Source organism: Caballeronia udeis (assembly GCF_001544555.2).
Lineage (GTDB): Bacteria > Pseudomonadota > Gammaproteobacteria > Burkholderiales > Burkholderiaceae > Caballeronia > Caballeronia udeis.
On record NZ_FCOK02000016.1, the window covers coordinates 49,436 to 68,635 of the forward strand.

Below are 19,200 nucleotides of genomic sequence, written 5' to 3' on the forward strand. Positions count from 1 at the left end.
CTCTCATTGGCGCGAGACCCATCTGCACGGGGCGCTCGCGCTTGCATTGATGATTTCCGCCGCGCGGCCTCGCGCTCCTTCCGTCGCCGGAACGCCAGGCCGCGCGGAACCTTCACACCAGACTCTTGAGTAGCCGCGCACCCTCGCCCGCGTCGAGCGCCGAGGCATCGATCATCCTGATGATCTCCTCGATGCGGCCGAAGTCCCTGGCCGCCTGCACGTCGCGCCGGACAGGCGCGCGAGGCTCCGCCGCCGGGGTAACGCTGTCGATCCAGTATTCGTCCTTCGCGAACGGATACGTCGGCAACTCGACGCGACGAGGCCGGGTAGCGCCGTAGAGCCGGTTCCAGTCGAACTCCACGCCCTTCACCCAGAGCTCGACGAGCTTCGCGTGTTTGCCGTGCGCAATCCACTTCTCGATCGCTTCCGCCACGTCCCCGTCCTGGACGAAGAGGCTCAGCCCGTCGTTGCTGCGCTGAGGCTGCCCGCGATAGACGCCATGCGCACCGTCGTCACCGCACACGTACGCGGTAAGCTGCCGGGTGAGCTCGCCGACCGAGCTCACCACGAAGCCAAGCCGTTCCTCCATCGGCTCGCGTCCAATCTGCAGCGTGTAAGCGATTGCCGCGAGATCGGTCTCACTGTCCGGCAGGCTCAGGAACTCGAACAGGTCGCTCGCCTTTTGCAGCAGTTGTTCAGGTGTCCTGGCCGACAGCGGAATCACGAACGACCCGCCATGCGCATCAAAAGCGGACGACGATTCCACGTGCGCGGGCCGGTATTCCCGCACGATGACGTGCGCATTCGCACCGCCCGCGCCGAACGACGAGATGCCGGCGATTCTCGGTCGCGCTACGCCGTCGACAACCGGCGGCTCCCACGATGAGAGCGTCTGGCTGACTCTAAAGGCGGTCGCATCGAACTTGATGTGCGGGTTCAGCGCACGGGCATGCAGCGACGGCGCAATCTGCCGGTGCTTGAATTGCAGTAGCACCTTGGTGAGCGCAGCCACGCCGGCCGCCGCCTCCAGGTGGCCGATGTTCGATTTGACCGAGCCGATCGCGCAGTAGCCCGTTTCGGCGGTGTCGGGCGCGAACGCCTGCTGCAATCCGGAGATCTCGATCGGATCGCCAAGCTCGGTTCCCGTGCCGTGCGCCTCGATGTAGCTCACCTCGCGGGCGCTGATGCCGGCCTTGTCGATCGCACGGCGAATCAGCTCCGCCTGGGCCACGGGATTGGGCACCGTGTAGCCGCTCGTCTTGCCGCCGTGGTTCACGTTTGTCGCGAGAATGACAGCGTGGATGATGTCGCCGTCTGCGATCGCGCGCTCGAGCGGCTTCAGCAAGACCACGCCCACCCCCTCGCCAGGCACAAAGCCGTCGCCGCCTTCGCCGAAGCTCTTGCACTTGCCGTTGGGCGACAGCATGTGCTGGGACGACATGTCCACGTAGCTCGTCGGGTGCAGATACAAATTGGCGCCGCCTGCGAAGGCGAGATCGCAATCGCCATTGGCGATATGCTCGCAGGCCTCGTGAATGGCCGTCAGCGAAGACGAGCACATCGTATCGACGGGCAGACTCGGGCCGTTGATGTCCAGGAAGTACGACAGGCGGTTGGCAACGGAGGCAAACGACGTGCGCGGCCAGAACTTTTCCGAGCTGGCGCTGGTGGTCCGATAGAGGTTGTACCCGGCCCGTGTGATGCCGGCGAAAACACCGACTCGCCCGCCGAATTGTTCGCGCAATGTGCGACGCGTGTAGCCGGCGCTTTCCAATGCGGACCACGCGGCTTGCAAGAACATACGCTCCTGCGGATCCATGTTGAGCGCTTCGCGCGGCGGGATGCCGAAGAACAGGGTGTCGAACTGGGCAAACTGGTCAACGAAACCGCCCCACTTGCAATAGCTCTTGCTCTCTTCGACGGCCTTGTGCTCATCGGGCACGTAGAAGCCGTCCAGCGACCAGCGTCGGGCAGGAATTTCGCCGATGCAGTTGCGGCCCGCCTTCAGGTTCTCCCAGAACTCGCGCAGGTTCGACGCGTTGGGATAGAGCCCGCTGATACCGACGATAGCGATAGATCCGCGCGTCTCCCCGGCGCGGCGATCCGCTTGCTTGCGGCTCGGTGCGTGGCCCGGCAACGGGATACGCGCGCCGGCGCGAACGGCAAGCCCCGCGCCGCGCTCAAGTGCGGATGGAGCGGCGGCAGGCACGGCCCCGGCTGATCCGGGACGATCGAGTTCGAACAACCGCTCGAGCTTGTCGCGCTGCGTTTCGACCAGATGATCCGACAGCGCGTCGATGGTGCGGAATTGGTACAGCAACGTGGCGCCAATCTCACCGAAATGCCGCTGCATCTGCTGGTTGACGAGGCCGACGACGATCGAGTCGATGCCATAGCTCGCCAGCGGCTCCGTCGCATCCAGCTGGTGGCTCTGCATCTTCAGCGCCCGGCCGATCAACTGTTTGCACAACTGCACTGTCCGCTCGTGCAGCAGCGTGTCCGCGTTTGCAGGGCGGACGCCGCGTTCTTCCGTCAATGCGGGAAACCGCACTGGAGCCGCGTCAGGCGCTTGCGCCCGGCTAACGGTTGCGCGGGTCATCGGTTCGTCGCTCGCGGCCGGATCAGCCGATTTCGTGATCGAGATCTGCCGGACGTCGCTGACGATGAACGCGTCCAGCGCCTGCATGCCTTCTTGCGGCGTGAGCGGCCGGTAGCCGGTCTGCCGGAAGTAGTCCTTCATCTCGTCGGACATGGCCTCGCCGGCGCCCACGTTCCAATAACCCCAGTTGACCACCTTGACGGCGCACGGCCACAACTGCCCCAAGCGCGTCGCGAACGCGTCCTTGAATGAACAGCCGGCCGCGTATCCGCTCATCCCCGCGCCTCGTACGAACGAGGCATTCGAGGAGAAGAACAACGCGAAATCGAGCGCTTCGCTGGCGAAGACCTGCGCGATTCTCACGCTCAAATCGATCTTCACCGACAGGATCGAGCGGAAGTCGGCCTCCGATACCGTCTTCAGGCTCTGGTCGAACGCGCCCACCGCCGAGTGGACCACGCCATGAATGGCCGTGTAGTGATGCTTGATATACCGGTAGGCGGCTTCGAGTTCGCCCGGACGGCTGGCGTCGGCCTGGAGGTATTCCGGCGCCTTGCCGAGCGCCGCCAGGCGATCGATCTTGCGCTGGATTGACTCGTCGAGCACACGCCGCCCGATCCAGATGACGTTCGCCTGACTTTGCTCGATGGCGTGCCGGCTCCAGATCTCGCCGATGCCGCCGGCGCCGCCGATCACGACATAAACGCCACCCGTGCGATACGGCGATGGGCCCGCAGCCTGCGGCTCGAGCGCGACGAGTTGCTGATTGAACCATTGGCCGTCGCGCAGCGCATAGCTTGCGCCGCTCACGTTGACGGGCGCGCGGCGCAAGGCCGCTGCTGTCGTGTCGGTCAGCCCGGGCAGATCGAGCAGGCGTACCTTCCAGAACGGGTAGGTCTCGGCGAGGGCACCGCTAAATCCCTGCAAGCCCGCATGGGCGGGATTAGCGGCGGCGTCGCCTTCAAGCGTCAAGGCGTCGAGCGTGAACAGGTCCCACTCGATCGCGCGCTGCTCAAAACCCAACGCAACGAGCGCGCGTGCGATGGTGAGCACTTGCATGATCCCGCGGTCCTGATCGGTGATGATCGATTCCTCGGTCAGGGTCGGAGCATCGTGTGCACGCGCGATCCAGATCAGCCGATCGAATTCGATGCCAGCCAATTTATCCGCAATGCCGGCCACGGCGTCGTGCGCGCCGATGTCCACGAAGCGCAGCGCCGAATCACGATACTGGCGTTCGAGAACCGGTGCGTGCGCCGCGCTCGCGCCGACGACCACAATCCGCTCGCCGGATTTGTCAGCGGCCGCGACGCTGATATCGGCGACGCGCTTCCAGACGGGCACCTTCATCGACAAGACGCCAGCCTCGCCTGGCTCGCCCGCGACGGCCGGCGCGAGCGTCAAGCCGCGCATCGCGATGCACACGCAGCCCTCGGCGTCGACGAGATCGACATCCAGCGTCGAGTGATGCGTGTGTGGCCCGTTCGATACCGAAGCGGCATCGCGCACCCAGGCGAACATCTGCGCTCGACAGCTCGACGCTACCGTCAGCGAGTCCAAAGACATCGGACGCATCGGCAAGTCACGGGTGGCAGCGAAGACCATGGCGGCCTGCACCGCGCCTTCGATCACACCGGGATGCATCGCGTAGCCGCCCTCGATGGGGTCGGCGGCAGCCGGCAGGACGATTTCGGCAACCAGCCCGTCATCGCCGCAATAAAGCGCTTTCAATCCCCGCAGCGCCGGGCCGACAGCGATGCCCGCGCGCGCCAACTCCGCATAAACGGCAGCCGGCTCCCTGCGCTCGCGCGTACCGTGCGCGATAAGCGCCGCAATATCGACCCGCACAGGTGCAAGCGGCTCGAGCAGGCAGGCCTCACCCTGCGCGTACACGCGCGGCGGGAAAGCGCCCTCGACACCGGCACTTTGGATGTCGAAACTTACGCTGCCGTCATCGTTCGCGTATAGGTCGATCGCGACCTTGCTCGTGCCCTCGACGCTCGCGACGATCGCGAGGTCAGCCCAGCGAATCTGCCGCAATTCGACAACCCTGGCGTGGCCGAGGTCGGCTGTTGCCGCCTCGATGGCCGCCGTCGCCATTTCCATCATGGCCATCGCCGACAACACCTTCTCGCCGTTGACGCGTTGATCGAAGAAACACTCGTCGCCGCTAAACAGCGACAGATAGCGCTGCCGGCTCAGCAAGGAGACGTTGCGGTGCACCAAGGGATGCAAAACGTCTTGCGCACGCGCCTTGGCCGCTTGAATCCAGAAACGCTGCCTGGCGAACGGATAGTTGGGCAGCTCGATGCGCCGCGGCTTCGCTTCGCCGTACAGCAGGTTCCAATCGACATCGAGCCCCTTGACCCAGAGATCGACCAGCTTCGTCAGCTTGCGCTCCTTGACCCACTTGCCGATGATCATCGAGCGCATCTCGTCGTCTTGCGCGATGAGCTTGATGGCCTCCTTGTGACGCTTCAGCTGGCCTTGATAGACATCATCGGCAACCAACCCGCCCGTGAGGTAAGCGTCAAGCCTGTCCGCCAGCGCCTCGGTCGTGGCCGCCAAAACGCACAGACGATCGCCCATCGCAACGCGTCCCACCTGCAACGTGTAGGCAAGCTCGGCCAGATCGATCGCGCCGTTGCGCCGGCGAATGAACGCGAGCAGATCATGCGCTTTCTGGTGCAGTTGCTCTTCGTTGCGTGCCGACAGCGGCACCATGATCTTCCCGTCCTGCACGAGCGCCGGCACGGCAGGTGTCGCCGCGGCCGGTGCGGCATATTCGCCGAGCACGATGTGCGCGTTGGTGCCGCCAAAGCCGAACGAGCTGATTGCCGCGCGGCGGCGGCGCCCGCCCTCGACCTTCCAGGCGTTCAACCGGTCGTTGACGTAGAACGGGCTGCCCTTCAACTGGATGTGCTCGTTGCACTGACGGTAGTTGATGGTCGGCGGCAGTTGCTTGTGTTGCAGCGCCAGAACCAGCTTGATGATGCCGGCTGCGCCCGCCGCCGTGAGGCAATGGCCGATGTTGCTCTTGACCGTGCCGAGCGCGCAGAAGCCGGTGTCGGCAGTAAAGGGTTTGAACGCCGCCTTCAGCCCCGCGACCTCGATCGGGTCGCCGAGCTTCGTGCCCGTGCCGTGCGCCTCGACCAGCCCGATGCCGGCCGGGTCGATGTCGAACTTGCGATAGACGGAGCTGAGCAGACGGCTTTGCGCGTCCTCGTTCGGCGCCGTGATGCCGTTGGTCTTGCCGTCCTGATTCACGCCCCAGCCGTGGATCACCGCCTGGATGCGGTCGCCGTCACGCTCCGCGTCCGCCAGGCGCTTGAGCATCAACACGCCCACCCCTTCGCCCGGCACGAAGCCGTTGGCGCGCTGATCGAAGCTGAAACAGCGCCCGTCCGGGGACAGCATGCCGGCCTGCGCGGTCATGATGTGCATGGATGGCCCGGCCATCACATAGACGCCGCCCGCGAGCGCCAGGTCGCAGTTGCCGGCGTTGAGGTTGTCGCAGGCCGTCGCGATGGCGACGAGCGAAGACGAGCACGCGGTATCGATGGACAAACACGGGCCGCGCAAATTGAGAAGATAGGAGATACGGGCAGCGAGGATCGACGTCGCCGCGCCGGTGAAGCCCTGCGCGCTGAGCCGTTCTTCGGTTGCCGACACGTGATAGTCGCTCGGGCCGCAGCCAACGAATACACCGCACTGGCTGCCCGACAGCGTCTGTGCGCTGTAGCTAGCGTTCTCGATGCAATGCCAGCTCGACTGGAGGAACACGCGCTGCTGCGGATCCATGCACTCAGCTTCGGTCGGCGAGATGTTGAAAAAGAGCGGATCGAAAAGGTCGTACTCGTCCAATGCACCGAGCCAGCGGCTATTGGTGCGGCCCGGCACCGCGGCACCTTCCTGGTAAAAGTCGCGCAAGCGCCAGCGGGCATCCGGGATCTCGTCGATGCAGTCGCGGCCCGACTCCAGGTTGCGCCAGAACTCCTCGATGTCGCGCGCTTTCGGGAACTGTCCGGCCATGCCGATCACGGCGATCGGCTGCAACGATTTATCGGTGCCCGGCTGTGATGCGAGGCGAAGCTTGGCCGTGTGCGCGCCGCGCAGGGATTTCAGCACCGGCCGCGAAAGCGTGGTGCGGCTTGCCGCCGGCGCTGCCAACATTGCTATTGGCGCGCTCGCAACCGGCCCGGCTGCGGGAGGCACCATGGCCGCTTGCATCGCCGCTGCCGGCGCAAGCGTTCCAGCACGATCGGCCTCCTGCCGCACCACGGCGCTGATCTCGACCAGGTTCGGATGGCTGTAGACCTTGGTGGCTTCAATATTGATGCCGTAGCGCTCGTTGATCTTGCGCACCCAAGTCACGCCGGTGATCGAGTCAAGGCCAACGTCCATGAATTGCGCCGACTCGTCGATCTCGTCCGGGTGCAAATGCAGCTCGCTCGCGAGCAACCGCTTGAGCGTCTCGATGACCTCAGCGCGCGTATCGCTGGCGGTAGTCGACGCAACGGCAGCAACGGAAACAACCGATGCAACCGCAGGCACCGGATTGTCGGCCTGCGCAGGCGTGCTCGTCTCGTTTGCGATGTTCGCCACGCTGGCGACGTAACTGCCAAGCGCGCTCAGGTTCGAATGGCTGTAGACCTTGGTGGCCTCGATATCCGTCCCGAAGTGCGCGTTGATTCTTCGAATCCATGTCACGCCGGTGATCGAGTCCAGGCCGAGGTCGATGAACTGCGCGTCGTCGTCGATCTCCCCGGGCTGCAGGAACAGCTCCTGCGCGAGCATCTGCCTGATCTGCTCGATGATGGATGCCGACTGCCTCACGGCCGATGCCGATGCCGATGCCGATGCCGTCGGCATGCTGGGCGTCGGCTGTACCGGTTCGTCACCGAACCTGGCCTGAATCCGCTCCAACGTGCCGGCGTTGCGAACGAAGGTCTGCTCGTGCATCCCGATTTCGCGCTGATACACGTCCTCGCGCGCCGCGCGCAATCCATGCGTCCATTGGCGCTTGAGATTGCTGAGGCGTTCACGCGGCTGGCGCGCCATGCGATGGGCCAGCCCGATCGCAGCAGCGACCAGCTCGCGCCGCGGCAGCACGGGCCACCGCAGCCCGCGCATCTGCAGCTCGTGACCCGACATTTCGCGTGCGCTGATGAGCGTTTCACGTGCCAGGTCATGGCCGATCTTGTGGGGGAACACCAGCGTCGAGCCAGCTCCCGGCGTGAAGCCGTAACCCATGTAGGGGCTCAGATAGCGGCTTTCCTCGCTGAGCATGACCACGTCGGCAAACATGCCGAACGACCAGCCGCCGCCGATGCCATGCCCTTGCAGCGCTGCGATCACCGGCACCGGGCAGTCCATCGGCAGCTGGAAGACCTTTTCGTCGGTGAATTGCGCCTGGCCTTCCTGAATCGCCAAAAGCGTTTCGCGAGTGCCGCCGGTGGCGAAGTAGCTGTCATAGCCGCTCAGCACGACCACCTTGCACGACGGATTTTGCTCGATGTGTGTGAAGACTTCCTTCAGACCGTCGACCAGGGCGGGCGAGAACATGTTCTTCGCCTCTCTGTCCGCCATGGTCACGACCACCACGCCATCGGGGTGGGTGAGCGCGCTGACTACGGCGGAACGCAACGCGATTGCCGTCGGAACCAGGACAGCGCCGTCGTTCACCTCCGCGCTCGCCTGCCACTGCGGTGCGCCGCTGAGCGCCGTCCGCAGGCGTTCAGCGTGCGCCGCTTTGCGCTCGCGAGCGAGCGAGCGTGGCCAGCGACTCCAGAACGCCGCCAATGCCAGGGCCCGCGGCATGAGCTCAGCAGGCTCGGCCACGAGGAGCGCGCCGCTTCGCGCTTGCAACTGCAGCCCCGTATAGGTATCCCCAGTCAGACAGATCTCCTGGCCGAGCGATGTACCGAGGCGCATGACAGCCAGCGCGGCGGCTTCGCGCTCAAGTGCCGGGCGAGCAGCCAGGCCGCTCAGGCTATACCGGCCGTGCGCCTGGTAGACACAGGCATCGCACCACAAGCCCAGCAGCCAGGCGAGCCCCTCGGCGCCGGAGTCGAATGCGGCGACGAGCGGCAGCGGGCAACCGAGCATCGTCTGCGTGAAGGCGGCCAGCGCTTCGCGGTCGGCTTGTTGAAGCAAGTCCGCGAGCGAGCCCGCGTGTGCGTTCGTGAGCACGATGACGCGGCACTCGGGCGACGCATCGGCCTTCGCGAACGCGGCCTTGAGCTCGGCCGCGAGTCCGGCCAGTCCTTCATATTTGCTTGCCGCACCCAGCTCGACGAGCAGCCCGCCGTCCGCATTCGGCGCAACATTGCCCACGGCCGTGCTGTCGACAACGGCCAGACCAGCGACCAGATCAGCGACCAACGGCGACAGGCGGCGCGCCAGGTGAGCCTTGAGCAAACGCAGCGCCAAAGGCGATTTGTGCGCCAGGTCATCGGCCAATTGCCGCGCGTCGGCCTCGGCTTGCGCCGCCGGCGCGATGCGGCAGGTCCAGCCGCGCTGCTTCAACTGCCGGCCGGTCAATCGCGCGGATCGATACAGGAAATCGTCGGCCAGAACATCGCCGAAACGCTCGCGCAAGAAGCGCTCCTCGCTTGCGCTGGGGAAGAGGCTCGTGTCGGCGTCGGTGTAGGTGTACTCGCTATCCTCGCCGAGAACCATGAAATCGCAGACGGCGCCCAGAAGCGCGCCGGCACCGGTCGCGCCCGACGGCGCCACCGCGATGACCGGATACGGGAAAGTGGCGACGGCGCTCAGCACACCTCGCGTGATCGCTTCATTGCAGACGGCCCGGCCGCCGTGCCAACCCTTTGCGCAACGATCGACAAGCAGCACGACCTTCAAGGACGCCTCTTGCCGGGCACGCTCTAACGCCTGCGCCAGCGGCACGAGGCATTCGTTCAGGTCAGTCTGAAGCTCGATACGAAATACGCCCGCGCCCAGGTCGTGCAGGCAAGCCGACGATGGCGCGCTCATCGGTGAACGCCCCAACCCGGTGTCGCGCAGCGTTACCGTCCCTTTAGCGGCCAAGGATAAGCGCGGCACTTCGGCTGCCGCACACAAGGTGATGGCGCCCGGCTTGAGCGGCATGGGCGGCAGCACCAGCGCGAAGCCCGCTGCAAGGGCGATTTCCCTGGGCTCGGCGATGAGCACGACCGGCGCGGGCATGAGCGCCTTGACCTGCGCGACGCCCGCAACCGCCTCCTGGACAGCCGCGAGGGTAACCGTAGGCCGCGCCTGCTGATTCTGAGGCTCGGTTGCGATCCGGGATGCCTCGGTCGTGCAATAGCTCAGACCCTGCATCTGCGCGCACACATCGCCCTGCGCGTTGCACAGGTCGATATCCGCGCTCGCCGACGCTCGAAGACGTATACACAGCACAACGTCGTCGGGCAAGGCCCCCAGGACGCGCAAACACGCGAGCGAAACCGGCGTCACCGGCTGCCCGACGAGAAGATCGACCAGCCCCGCAACACGCTTGAGCAGTTCAGGGGACAACAGGCACTGCGCCGGCTCGCTTGCTGGCCGAGCGTTCGACGCCAGCTCGGCCAGCCACTGCCCCTCGCCTTCGTACAGCCGCGCGACACCGGCAGGCAGCGCGCGCGCGCCTGCACGCATCGCACCGCGCAAGCCAGCCAGGTCCAGCCGCTCCGATGCGATCTGACGGCTGAACTCCGCGCGGCTTTGGCAGTGGATCGCTTCTGCGGACGCACCCGTGCTGAAGAGCTCGACATCGATCCGGTCGACTTCGCGTGCAAGGATCGCCATACGTACCGTGCGCTCGCCGCTCACCGTGATGGCATCGCCCCAGACGGTGTCGCAAATCTCCCAGCAGCCGGCCTCGCCGCCTCTCGGCGCGGCCGATTCGACCGCGAAACGGATCATCTCCAGCGCCAGCAGCTCGGGCAGCCGTTTGGGCACGCCGGGGCCGTCGTCGTCGAGGAACGGCTCATTGCCTTCAAAACACGATGCGTAGCTCTGCTCGCTCAGGATCGACGTATTGAGATGGACCAGCGGATGCAGCTGCACAGTCTCCGCCGGCGCGGAAACGGCACGCACCGGATCGATCCAGTAGCGCTCCTTCGCAAACGGATAGGTCGGCAGGCTCATCAGGCGCGGCCGGGCGGCACGCGCGTGCAACCGGCGCCAGTCGAACTGGAGCCCTTGCACCCAGTGCTGCGCCAGCAATGCCAACGCACGTTGGGCGAAGCATTGCTCGAGCTCGGCCTGCAGTTGCGCATCGGCGTCGGCGAGAGAGCGCACGTCGCGCGGCTTGACCCGAGCCCGATACACCGGGTCCCGCGTCGAATCAGTCGCGTCCCCGCGCAGGAACGCCTGGAGCTTGCTGCTCAACTCGTCGAGCGTGTCGACGACGAAGACAACGCGCTCCTCCATCGCCTCGCGTCCGACCTGGAGCGTATAGGCCAGCGCTTCAGGATCGATCTGCGTGTCTCGCTGCAAGAACGCCGCCAAATCGCGCGCACGCCGCTGCAACCCGTCCGTCGTGCGGGCCGACAGCGGCACCACGATCGGCGAGGCCGCGGCGGAGTTGCGCGCTGCAGCCGGCCGGTATTCTTCGATAATCACATGAGCGTTCGAGCCGCCGGCGCCGAACGAGGAGATGCCGGCAATCCGCGGCAGGCTGCGCCCGTCCAGATGGTGAGGCTCCCATGGCGTCAACGACTGGTTCACGACGAAAGGCGTCGCATCGAAGTCGATGTGCGGATTCAACCGGCGCGAATGCAGCGATGGGACGATGACGCCGTGCTTCATCTGCAGCAGCACCTTCGTCACCCCGGCAATGCCGGCGGCCGATTCGCAATGGCCGATGTTCGATTTAGCCGAACCGATGCGGCAATAGCCGAACTCTCGCGACGAATCCGGCGCCCCATCGTAGAAGGCCTTGGTCAGCGCCGCGATCTCGATCGGATCGCCAAGCTTGGTGCCGGTACCGTGCGCCTCGATGTAGCCGACCTGGCGAGCGTCGATGCCGGCGTCCGCCAGCGCCTGGCGAATGACATCGGCCTGGGCCTGCGGATTGGGCACCGTGTAGCCGTTGGTCTTACCGCCGTGGTTGAGCGCACTGCCCTTGATCACCCCGTAGATGACGTTGCCGTCGCGCTCGGCGTCCGAGAGGCGCTTGAGCACGGCCACGCCGACCCCTTCACCGGGGATGTAGCCGTCGCCCCCTTCGCCGAAGCTCTGGCAATGCCCATCGGTCGAGATGAACTGCCCGCCGCTCAGCATCGTGTACTTGTTCGGATGGATGCTGACATTCACCCCGCCCGCAATGGCGAGACTCGTGCGCCCGAGTTTCAAATCCTGGCAAGCGAGATGCAGCGCCATCAGCGACGACGAGCACATCGTGTCCAGCGTCAGACTCGGTCCATGCAGATTCAGGAAGTAAGAAACCCGGTTCGCAATGTTCGCCAGCGTGCCCGACAAGTTGTACTCGCCGTACATCACACCGGCATACACACCAACTTGGCCCGGCTGCCGTCCGTCGTGGGGAATCTGCAGATCGGCGCGGGTGTAGCCGGCGTCTTCGATGGCCATCCATGCGTGCTGCAGGAACAAGCGCTCCTGCGGGTCGATGCCCGCCGCCTCACGCGGCGCGATGTTGAAAAAGCGCGGGTCGAACTCGTCCACGCCTTCGATGAAACCGCCCCACTTGCTGAAGTGCGCGCCTTCCTTTGTCTTGTCCTCGCTGTAGTAGTCGCGCCAGTTCCAACGTGAGCCCGGCACTTCGACGATGCAATCCTTGCCGTCACGCAGGTTTTGCCAGAAGGCCTCGAGATCGGCTGCTTCAGGGTAGCGGCCGCTCAGGCCGACGATCGCAATGGGCTCGTCGTGCGCGTGCGGGCTCGCCGCCGACGCCTTGGTCGCCGGCGCTTCGGCGGGCTCCGCCAGATAGCGGGCGCGTGGGCGTCGGCCGAGCGTGGGCGCCGCGGCTGGAATCGCTGCCGGCGCAGAAACGCTTTCAGCGGCGCGAGAACGAGCCGCCGGTGCTTGCTCGCGCGGTGCCAACAACGTCGCGAGCTTTGGCGAATGGGCTTGAACGAAATAATCGGCCAGCTCCGCGACCGTCTGGTATTCGAAGAACAGCGTCTTGGGAAGTGTGCCAAACGTGGCTTCGAGCCGGCTTGTGAGGCTCATCGCCAGAATCGAATCGATGCCGTATTTTTCCAGCGGTGCGCGCAGCTCGATGCGCTCCACGGGCATTTTCAGCACAACCGCAAATTCGCTGGAGAGCAACGCGCGGGTCTTTCCGAGCAGGTCGCCGGGTGCTGACAGCGGCGCATTCGTGGAGCCCGGCGCTGCCTCCTGAACGACGCTCGCCGGCGACGGCTGCCCGAGCAGTGCCCGCCGCATGACCGTCTCATCGCCGTGCATCACCATGACCTGGCCGCGTCCAAGCGCCAGGCCGCGCATGAGCGCCTGCATCCCCGCTGCGGTCCCGAGCGAACGCAGACCTGTACGCTGCTCAAGGGCCTCCATGCTGAGCGCGTCGACATTCATGCCGCCATCGATCCAATGCGGCCAGGCGATGGCCAGCGTCTGCCCACGGCGCTTGCCGGCCGCAACGAGCCGATTGCGATAGCCGGCAAACTCATCCATGAACCCATTGGCGGCCGCATAGTCGGCCTGTCCCAGGTTGCCCGCCCAGGAAGCGATGGAAGAAAACAGCAGCAAGAAGTCCAGCTCGAGCGACTGGCTGGCCTGATCCAGATGGTGGCTGCCCGCGACCTTCGGCGCGAGCACTTCGTCAAACGTCGCCGCGCTCTTTTTCAGGATGAATTCGTCGCGCAACAGTCCGGCGCTGTGGATGATGCCGTTCAGCTGGCGATGCTCGCGCACGATCGCCGACACCCTCTCTCCCACCTGCCCGGAGTCGACGACATCGAGCTGGTGATACTCGGCGCGAAGCTCGCCATGCGGCTGCAACGATCTCAAGAGCGCCTGCCTCGTGTCGTCAAGCGCGCTGCGGCCGGTGAGGATGACCCGCGCACGCGTGCACGTGCCGAGGATTTCCTTCGCGAACAACCGGCCCAGGCCGCCCAGTCCGCCCGTGATCAGATAGACGCCGTCTTCCTTGAACATGCCGCGCGGGCGAGCGCCGGCACCCGCAGCGGGCGTGGCATCGTCGACGCTGTGCCAGCGCCGCGCGAGGCGGCCCTCGGCGGCATGGCGAACCACCTTGTCATGCCACTGCCGCGCATCGGCACGCAGTTGCCCGGCGAGGCTCGCGGCATCGACATCGGCTTGTACGAATACGATCTGTCCGGCGATGTGGGGATTTTCCAGCGCTGCTGTTTCGAACAGGCCCGCTACGCCCGTCAGCAGCTCCGCGTTTTCGTTCATGCCGACAACCAGCTGCACGCGCACGCGCGTGGTCGGCCTCGCCTGCAAGACACGTTTGACCGCACTGAAAACAGCAAGCGCGACGCGGGCATAGGCCTGCGCTACATCGTCGCCGGGCTCCGATGTCAGCGCCACGCATTCGTGCGCCGCCAGCGCCGGCATCACTGCCCGCACGGTTGTCGCCGGCAGGCCGTAAAAGAGAACGTGGTAGTGCTCATCCGCTGAGGCTGAGGCCGGCGCCGCCATACCTGTCGGCAATGCGGCAGGTTCCCACCTCGCCGATGCCAGCAGCGAAGCGTGAGACTCGTTGCGATAGACCTCTCGCAACGACTTGATCCTCCGCAACGCGTCTTGCTGCGAAAGTGTGCCTGCGGTCAATTCGCGATAGATACCTTCCAGCTCTCTTCTCATATGTCCAACCTGGTCATTTCCACCGCTTCATCGGCGGAAAGTTCGTCTTTGAGAACCCGTTCGATGATCGACAGGAGCTGGCTTCCGTCGTCGGCAGCAACGCTGGCTGCGGTCATCGGCCTTGAGGAAAAGCCGTGCATCTGCACGCAAACCGTGCCGCTGCAATCACACAGATCGATGTCGACCTTGATCAACTCCTGTGAAGCGCCCGCCGCACGGTCCGTGCGACGCACCCACGCGAACATGTCGCTCGTGCAGGCGGAGACGATGCGCAGCGACTCGAGCGCGAACGGCAGCGCGGGCCTCGCACCGGCAGCGTCATCGCCTGCAATCAGCATGATCGAGCCTTGCAGCGCGGAATCCATCAGGCTCGGATGCAGCACGTAGTCTTGCGCTTGCCTCGCCGCATCCGGCAGGCGCAGCTCGACCAGCAGCTCGCCCCCGCCTTGATGGATCGCGACGATGCCCTGGAACGCGGGGCCGTACTCGAGGCCCATTGCCGCGAACCTCGGATACAGCGCCGCCGCATCGATTCGCCCGCGCGTCATCTTCTGCATGAGCTGCGGCAGATCGAGCGGCGGCACGGCAGCCGCCGGCCCGGGCACACCATGCCCCTGGCAGTGCAGGATTTCCTGACCATCCTGGCCATCGTCATCAACGCAGCTCGTCACTTCGAAGTCGATCTGCCCGTCGGTCTCGGCGAAAACAACGACAGCAACCCGCCGCGGCCCGGTGACGACGAGTGACTGAGCCCAGGCCACATGATCCAGCTTCAACTGCTGGCAGGCATGCCCGGCCGGCAGCGCATCCTCGATGGCGGCGCGCACCATCTCCAGGTACACGACCGCCGGCAGCACCGGACGTGCCTTGACCTGGTGAGCGGCGAGGAAGAACTCGCTGCCGTCGAAGCGGCTTTCATAGCGCTGATGGCTCAGATCGGAGGTATTGCGATGAAGCAGCGGATGCAAGTGTGCTGCTGCACGCGCAATGGCGGCTCGCGGCGCCCCCGAGCCCGGGCGGGGCCAGTAGCTTTCCTTGGCGAACGGGTACGTAGGCAGCGAGAGCGGCCGCAGACGCTCACCGCGATACAGGTCACTCCAATCCAGATCCATACCGCGCGCCCACAGGTTCATCAGCTTGTGCAGATTGGCGCGTGCGAACCACTGCTCGATGACACGGCGCATGTCCTCGTCGTCGGCAAATACGGACAACGCTTCGTCATCGCGCGTTGTCGCACCGCGATAGGCTCCGTCAAGACGCTGCTTGCCATCGAGATAGCCCTGCAGCGTGCGCTCGAGCTCGTCCACCGAATTGACGACAAAGCCAACGCGATGCTCCATGGCGTCGCGCCCGACCTGCAACGTGTGCGCAAGGCGCTGCAAATCGACGGGCTCTCGCGCCGCGCGCAGGAACTCCAGCAGATTGGCGACTTGCTGCTTGAGCTGCGCCCCGGCGCGCGCCGATAACGGCACCGCCACTTCATTGCGCGGCGCGGCGCTGTGCGCACGCGGCTCGGCCGTCTCGTCGCACGGGTATTCCTCGATCACCACATGAGCGTTCGTCCCGCTGAAACCGAACGAACTGACCGCTGCAACACGCGGCCCGCCGCATTCCCAGTCGCGATACTCGGTGTTGACGGTGAACGGCGAAGACGTGAAGTCGATATGCGGGTTCGGCGTTTGATAGTGGATCGAAGGCACGAGCTTGCGGTGCTGGATGCATAGCAGCGCCTTCACCATGCCGGCCACGCCTGCGGCAAAGCCCGTATGACCGATATTGCTTTTGACCGAGCCGAGCGCGCAGCCATCGCGCCCGACGCCTGAGGCGCGGAATACCGAGTTGAGCGCACCGACTTCGATCGGGTCGCCCAGAGGCGTTGCGGTTCCATGCGCCTCGACCAAGCTGATGCGGCGCGGATCGATGTCGAACTTCCCGTAGATCTCGCCCAGGAGCTGCTCCTGCGCCTTGGAGCTCGGCGCGGTGATCCCGTTGCTCCTTCCGTCCTGATTGGTACCCGAGGCCGAGATGACGCCGAGGATCCGGTCATTGTCTTCCAGCGCCTTCGACAGCGGCTTGAGCAGCAGCACGCCGCAGCCTTCGGAGAAGACGATGCCATCGGCGGCCGCATCGAACGTCGCACAACGTCCATGGTGCGACGGCATGCCCACCTGCGACGTCAGGATGTGCCCAATCGGCGTGGCGAGCAGATTGATGCCACCCGCCAGCGCGAGCTCGTTATCACCGCAGCGGATGCTTTCACAGGCGAGATGCACGGCCACGAGCGACGACGAGCATGCCGTATCGATCGCCAGCGCCGCGCCCTTGAGATTCAGGTAATAGGAGATCCGCGCCGCGAGAATGGCCGTGGACGTGCCCATGAACGCGGCGCCGGCCGTGTCCTGGTTTTCGTTGTTCAGGACTCTGACGTAGTCGCCGCTTGCGCAGCCCACGTACACGCCGCAAGCAGTGTTCGACAGCGCACCGGGCGCGTAGCCCGCGCTTTCGATCGTCTTCCAGCATTCCTCGAGGAAGATCCGCTGCTGCGGCTCGATCAGCTCGGCCTCAGCCGGGGAAATGCCGAAGAAGAGAGGATCGAAGGTGTCGATGCGCTCGAGCATCCCGGCCCACTTCGAGTAGGACGTGTGCGGATGCCGCGGATCGGGGTGATACCAATCTCCGAAGTCGGCCCAGCGCTCGGCGGGAATTTCGGTGACGCAATCCCTGCCCTCCTTCAGGTTCTCCCAGAACGCCGTGACATCCTCGCTCTTCGGATAACGGCAGGCCATGCCGATAATCGCGATCTTTTCTTCCTGCACGCCACGACTGGCGCGTGCACGCTCGGGACGATCCGTCACGACGCTGCGGGCCGCGGCCGCTTGCTGCCGGATCGTGGTTCCCCCGACCCGGCGCAAGGTGATGGTATCGACCACGAGCACCGCAAGGCCAGCCGCATCGACGATCTCGAAATAGAACTCGATCGCGTCGCGCTCCAACGCCCTGATCTCGGCGTAGCAACGGTACTCGCGCGCATCGAGTGCGCCGGACACGGCGAGCTCGCCGATTCGATGCGGCAGGAACTGGTCGTCGCTGACCCCGTAATGCTTGGTGGCCAGATGCGCGGCGTAGTTGATGACGGTGCACAGGCCTCCATACAACGCGAAGGGACTGACGAGGAAGGTAAAGCCGTGCTCGCGGATGCGGATGTCTCCGTGCGCCGCCGAAGCGCCGAAGCTCAACGTCTGCAGCGGCGCGTAGTAGATACCGACGTTGGTCGGTATCTCCGTACCGCTCAGCGTCTTTTCCACCGCAAAACCCCGCAACAACGCCGGCCGAGGCGACGCGTTCGCAAGCGCGATGAAGCCTTGCATATGCAGCTTGTCGTTTTCGAAGCCCGGCGTCGGGCTCGACTTGACGAAGAACTGCAGCTCGTCACCGTTGCGGCGGAACACGACCTTGACGTGACTGTCACGGCCCTTGTTCCCGAGCAGCGGATTGACGATACTGATGCGCGAAAGACAAATGTTTTGCATGTCGAAGTAGCTTCGGCATGCGCTATGGACCAGTTCGACATAGGTATCGGTGGGCAGCAGGTGCTCGCCGAACACGACGTGCTCCTGAAGGCAGACGTTGGTCTCGGGGCTGAAGCGGTACCGTACCGAGAACTCGCCATCAGCCTCGAAGTCGCCTTCGCCATCGGGGCTGTAAAAGTACAGATCCTTGTAGTGCTGGTCGTACTTGGGTGCGAAGCGGATGGCCTCGTCCCTCGCGAACCGGCTTACAGCGCGAGCACGCGGCGCCACCACGGACGCCGGGATCGGCGTGGTGAGCGCAACAGACGGCATGACAGCGTGATGCTCTTGGACAGCCGCGGCGACCTCGCCTGGCTCAGCCGCGCTGATCTGCGCGGCCAGATAGGCCGCGAGATCCTTGACGCTCGCGTAGTCGTACACACGCGTCGCGCCGATATCGGTTCCGTACTGCGTGTTGATCGCATTGACCCACTCAACGCCGATGATCGAGTCCAGCCCCAGCTCGGTGAACGACTTGTTGATGCTGACGTCGGAGGGCTGCATGAACAGCACCTCGGCGAGGCTCGCTTTCAGCTCGCGCTGCAGTTGTTCCAGCGAGATCACCGGGACGGATGTCGTTACAGCCTGAACCACGCGCACCGGCTGAGGGGCCGGCTGCACGGCCATGGCCTGCTCCTGCACAACCGGAGCAACGTCGAGCGGCGCGGCTGCGCTGATCTGCGCGGCCAGATGGGCCGCGAGATCCTTGACGCTCGGGTAGTCGTACACACGCGTCGCGGCAATATCGGTTCCGTACTGCGTGTTGATCGCGCTCACCCACTCGACGCCGATGATCGAGTCCAGCCCCAGCTCCGTGAACGACTTGTTGATGCTGACGTCGGAGGGCTGCATGAACAGCACCTCGGCGAGGCTCGCTTTCAGCTCTCGTTGCAATTGCTCCTGCGAAATTGCCGGCGCGGACGCCGCCGTCGGCGGCGACAAATCAATGCACGGCGAGCCCGCAACAGGACCCGCCTCGCGAGGCCCCGTGCCTGCCGCCGCAGGCCCGGGCAGCTCGATCGCAGCCGGCGATACGCTCAACTGACCGACACCCGTGGCTTGCGCCGTGCGCAACGCGAAGCCCTTGATGCAAACGCAGACACGGCCGTCCTGATCGCACAGATCAATGTCGATCGTGTGCGTATTGCTCCCACGCCGAACCCACGCGAACATGTCCCTTGCACAAGGCAACAGAACGCGAAGCGAATCCAGCATCGCCGTGGTGAGCGGCGTAGCGCT

Annotated in this window: 2 protein-coding genes (1 of these 2 running past the window's edge); both read right to left on the minus strand. The window is 65.1% G+C overall.

From position 1 onward, the window contains the following. Window positions 1–112: 112 nt before the first annotated feature. Window positions 113–14,392: an SDR family NAD(P)-dependent oxidoreductase gene (locus AWB69_RS14080; protein WP_062085604.1), complete on the minus strand. Its 14,280-nt coding sequence runs from the start codon at window positions 14,390–14,392 to the stop codon at window positions 113–115. Beyond that, window positions 14,389–19,200, minus strand: the 3' portion of a protein-coding gene (locus tag AWB69_RS47685) for an SDR family NAD(P)-dependent oxidoreductase (protein ID WP_062085606.1). Its footprint extends 12,507 nt past the window's final position; 4,812 of the gene's 17,319 nt are visible here — the last part of the coding sequence; the start codon falls outside the window, past its right edge; it ends in the stop codon at window positions 14,389–14,391. Before AWB69_RS47685 ends, AWB69_RS14080 begins: the two co-directional genes overlap by 4 nt.

Coding starts and splice junctions, on each gene's coding strand:
- AWB69_RS14080 (WP_062085604.1), bottom strand. CDS start 14,392: ATGAGAAGAGAGCTGGAAGGTATCTATCGCGAATTGACCGCAGGCACA.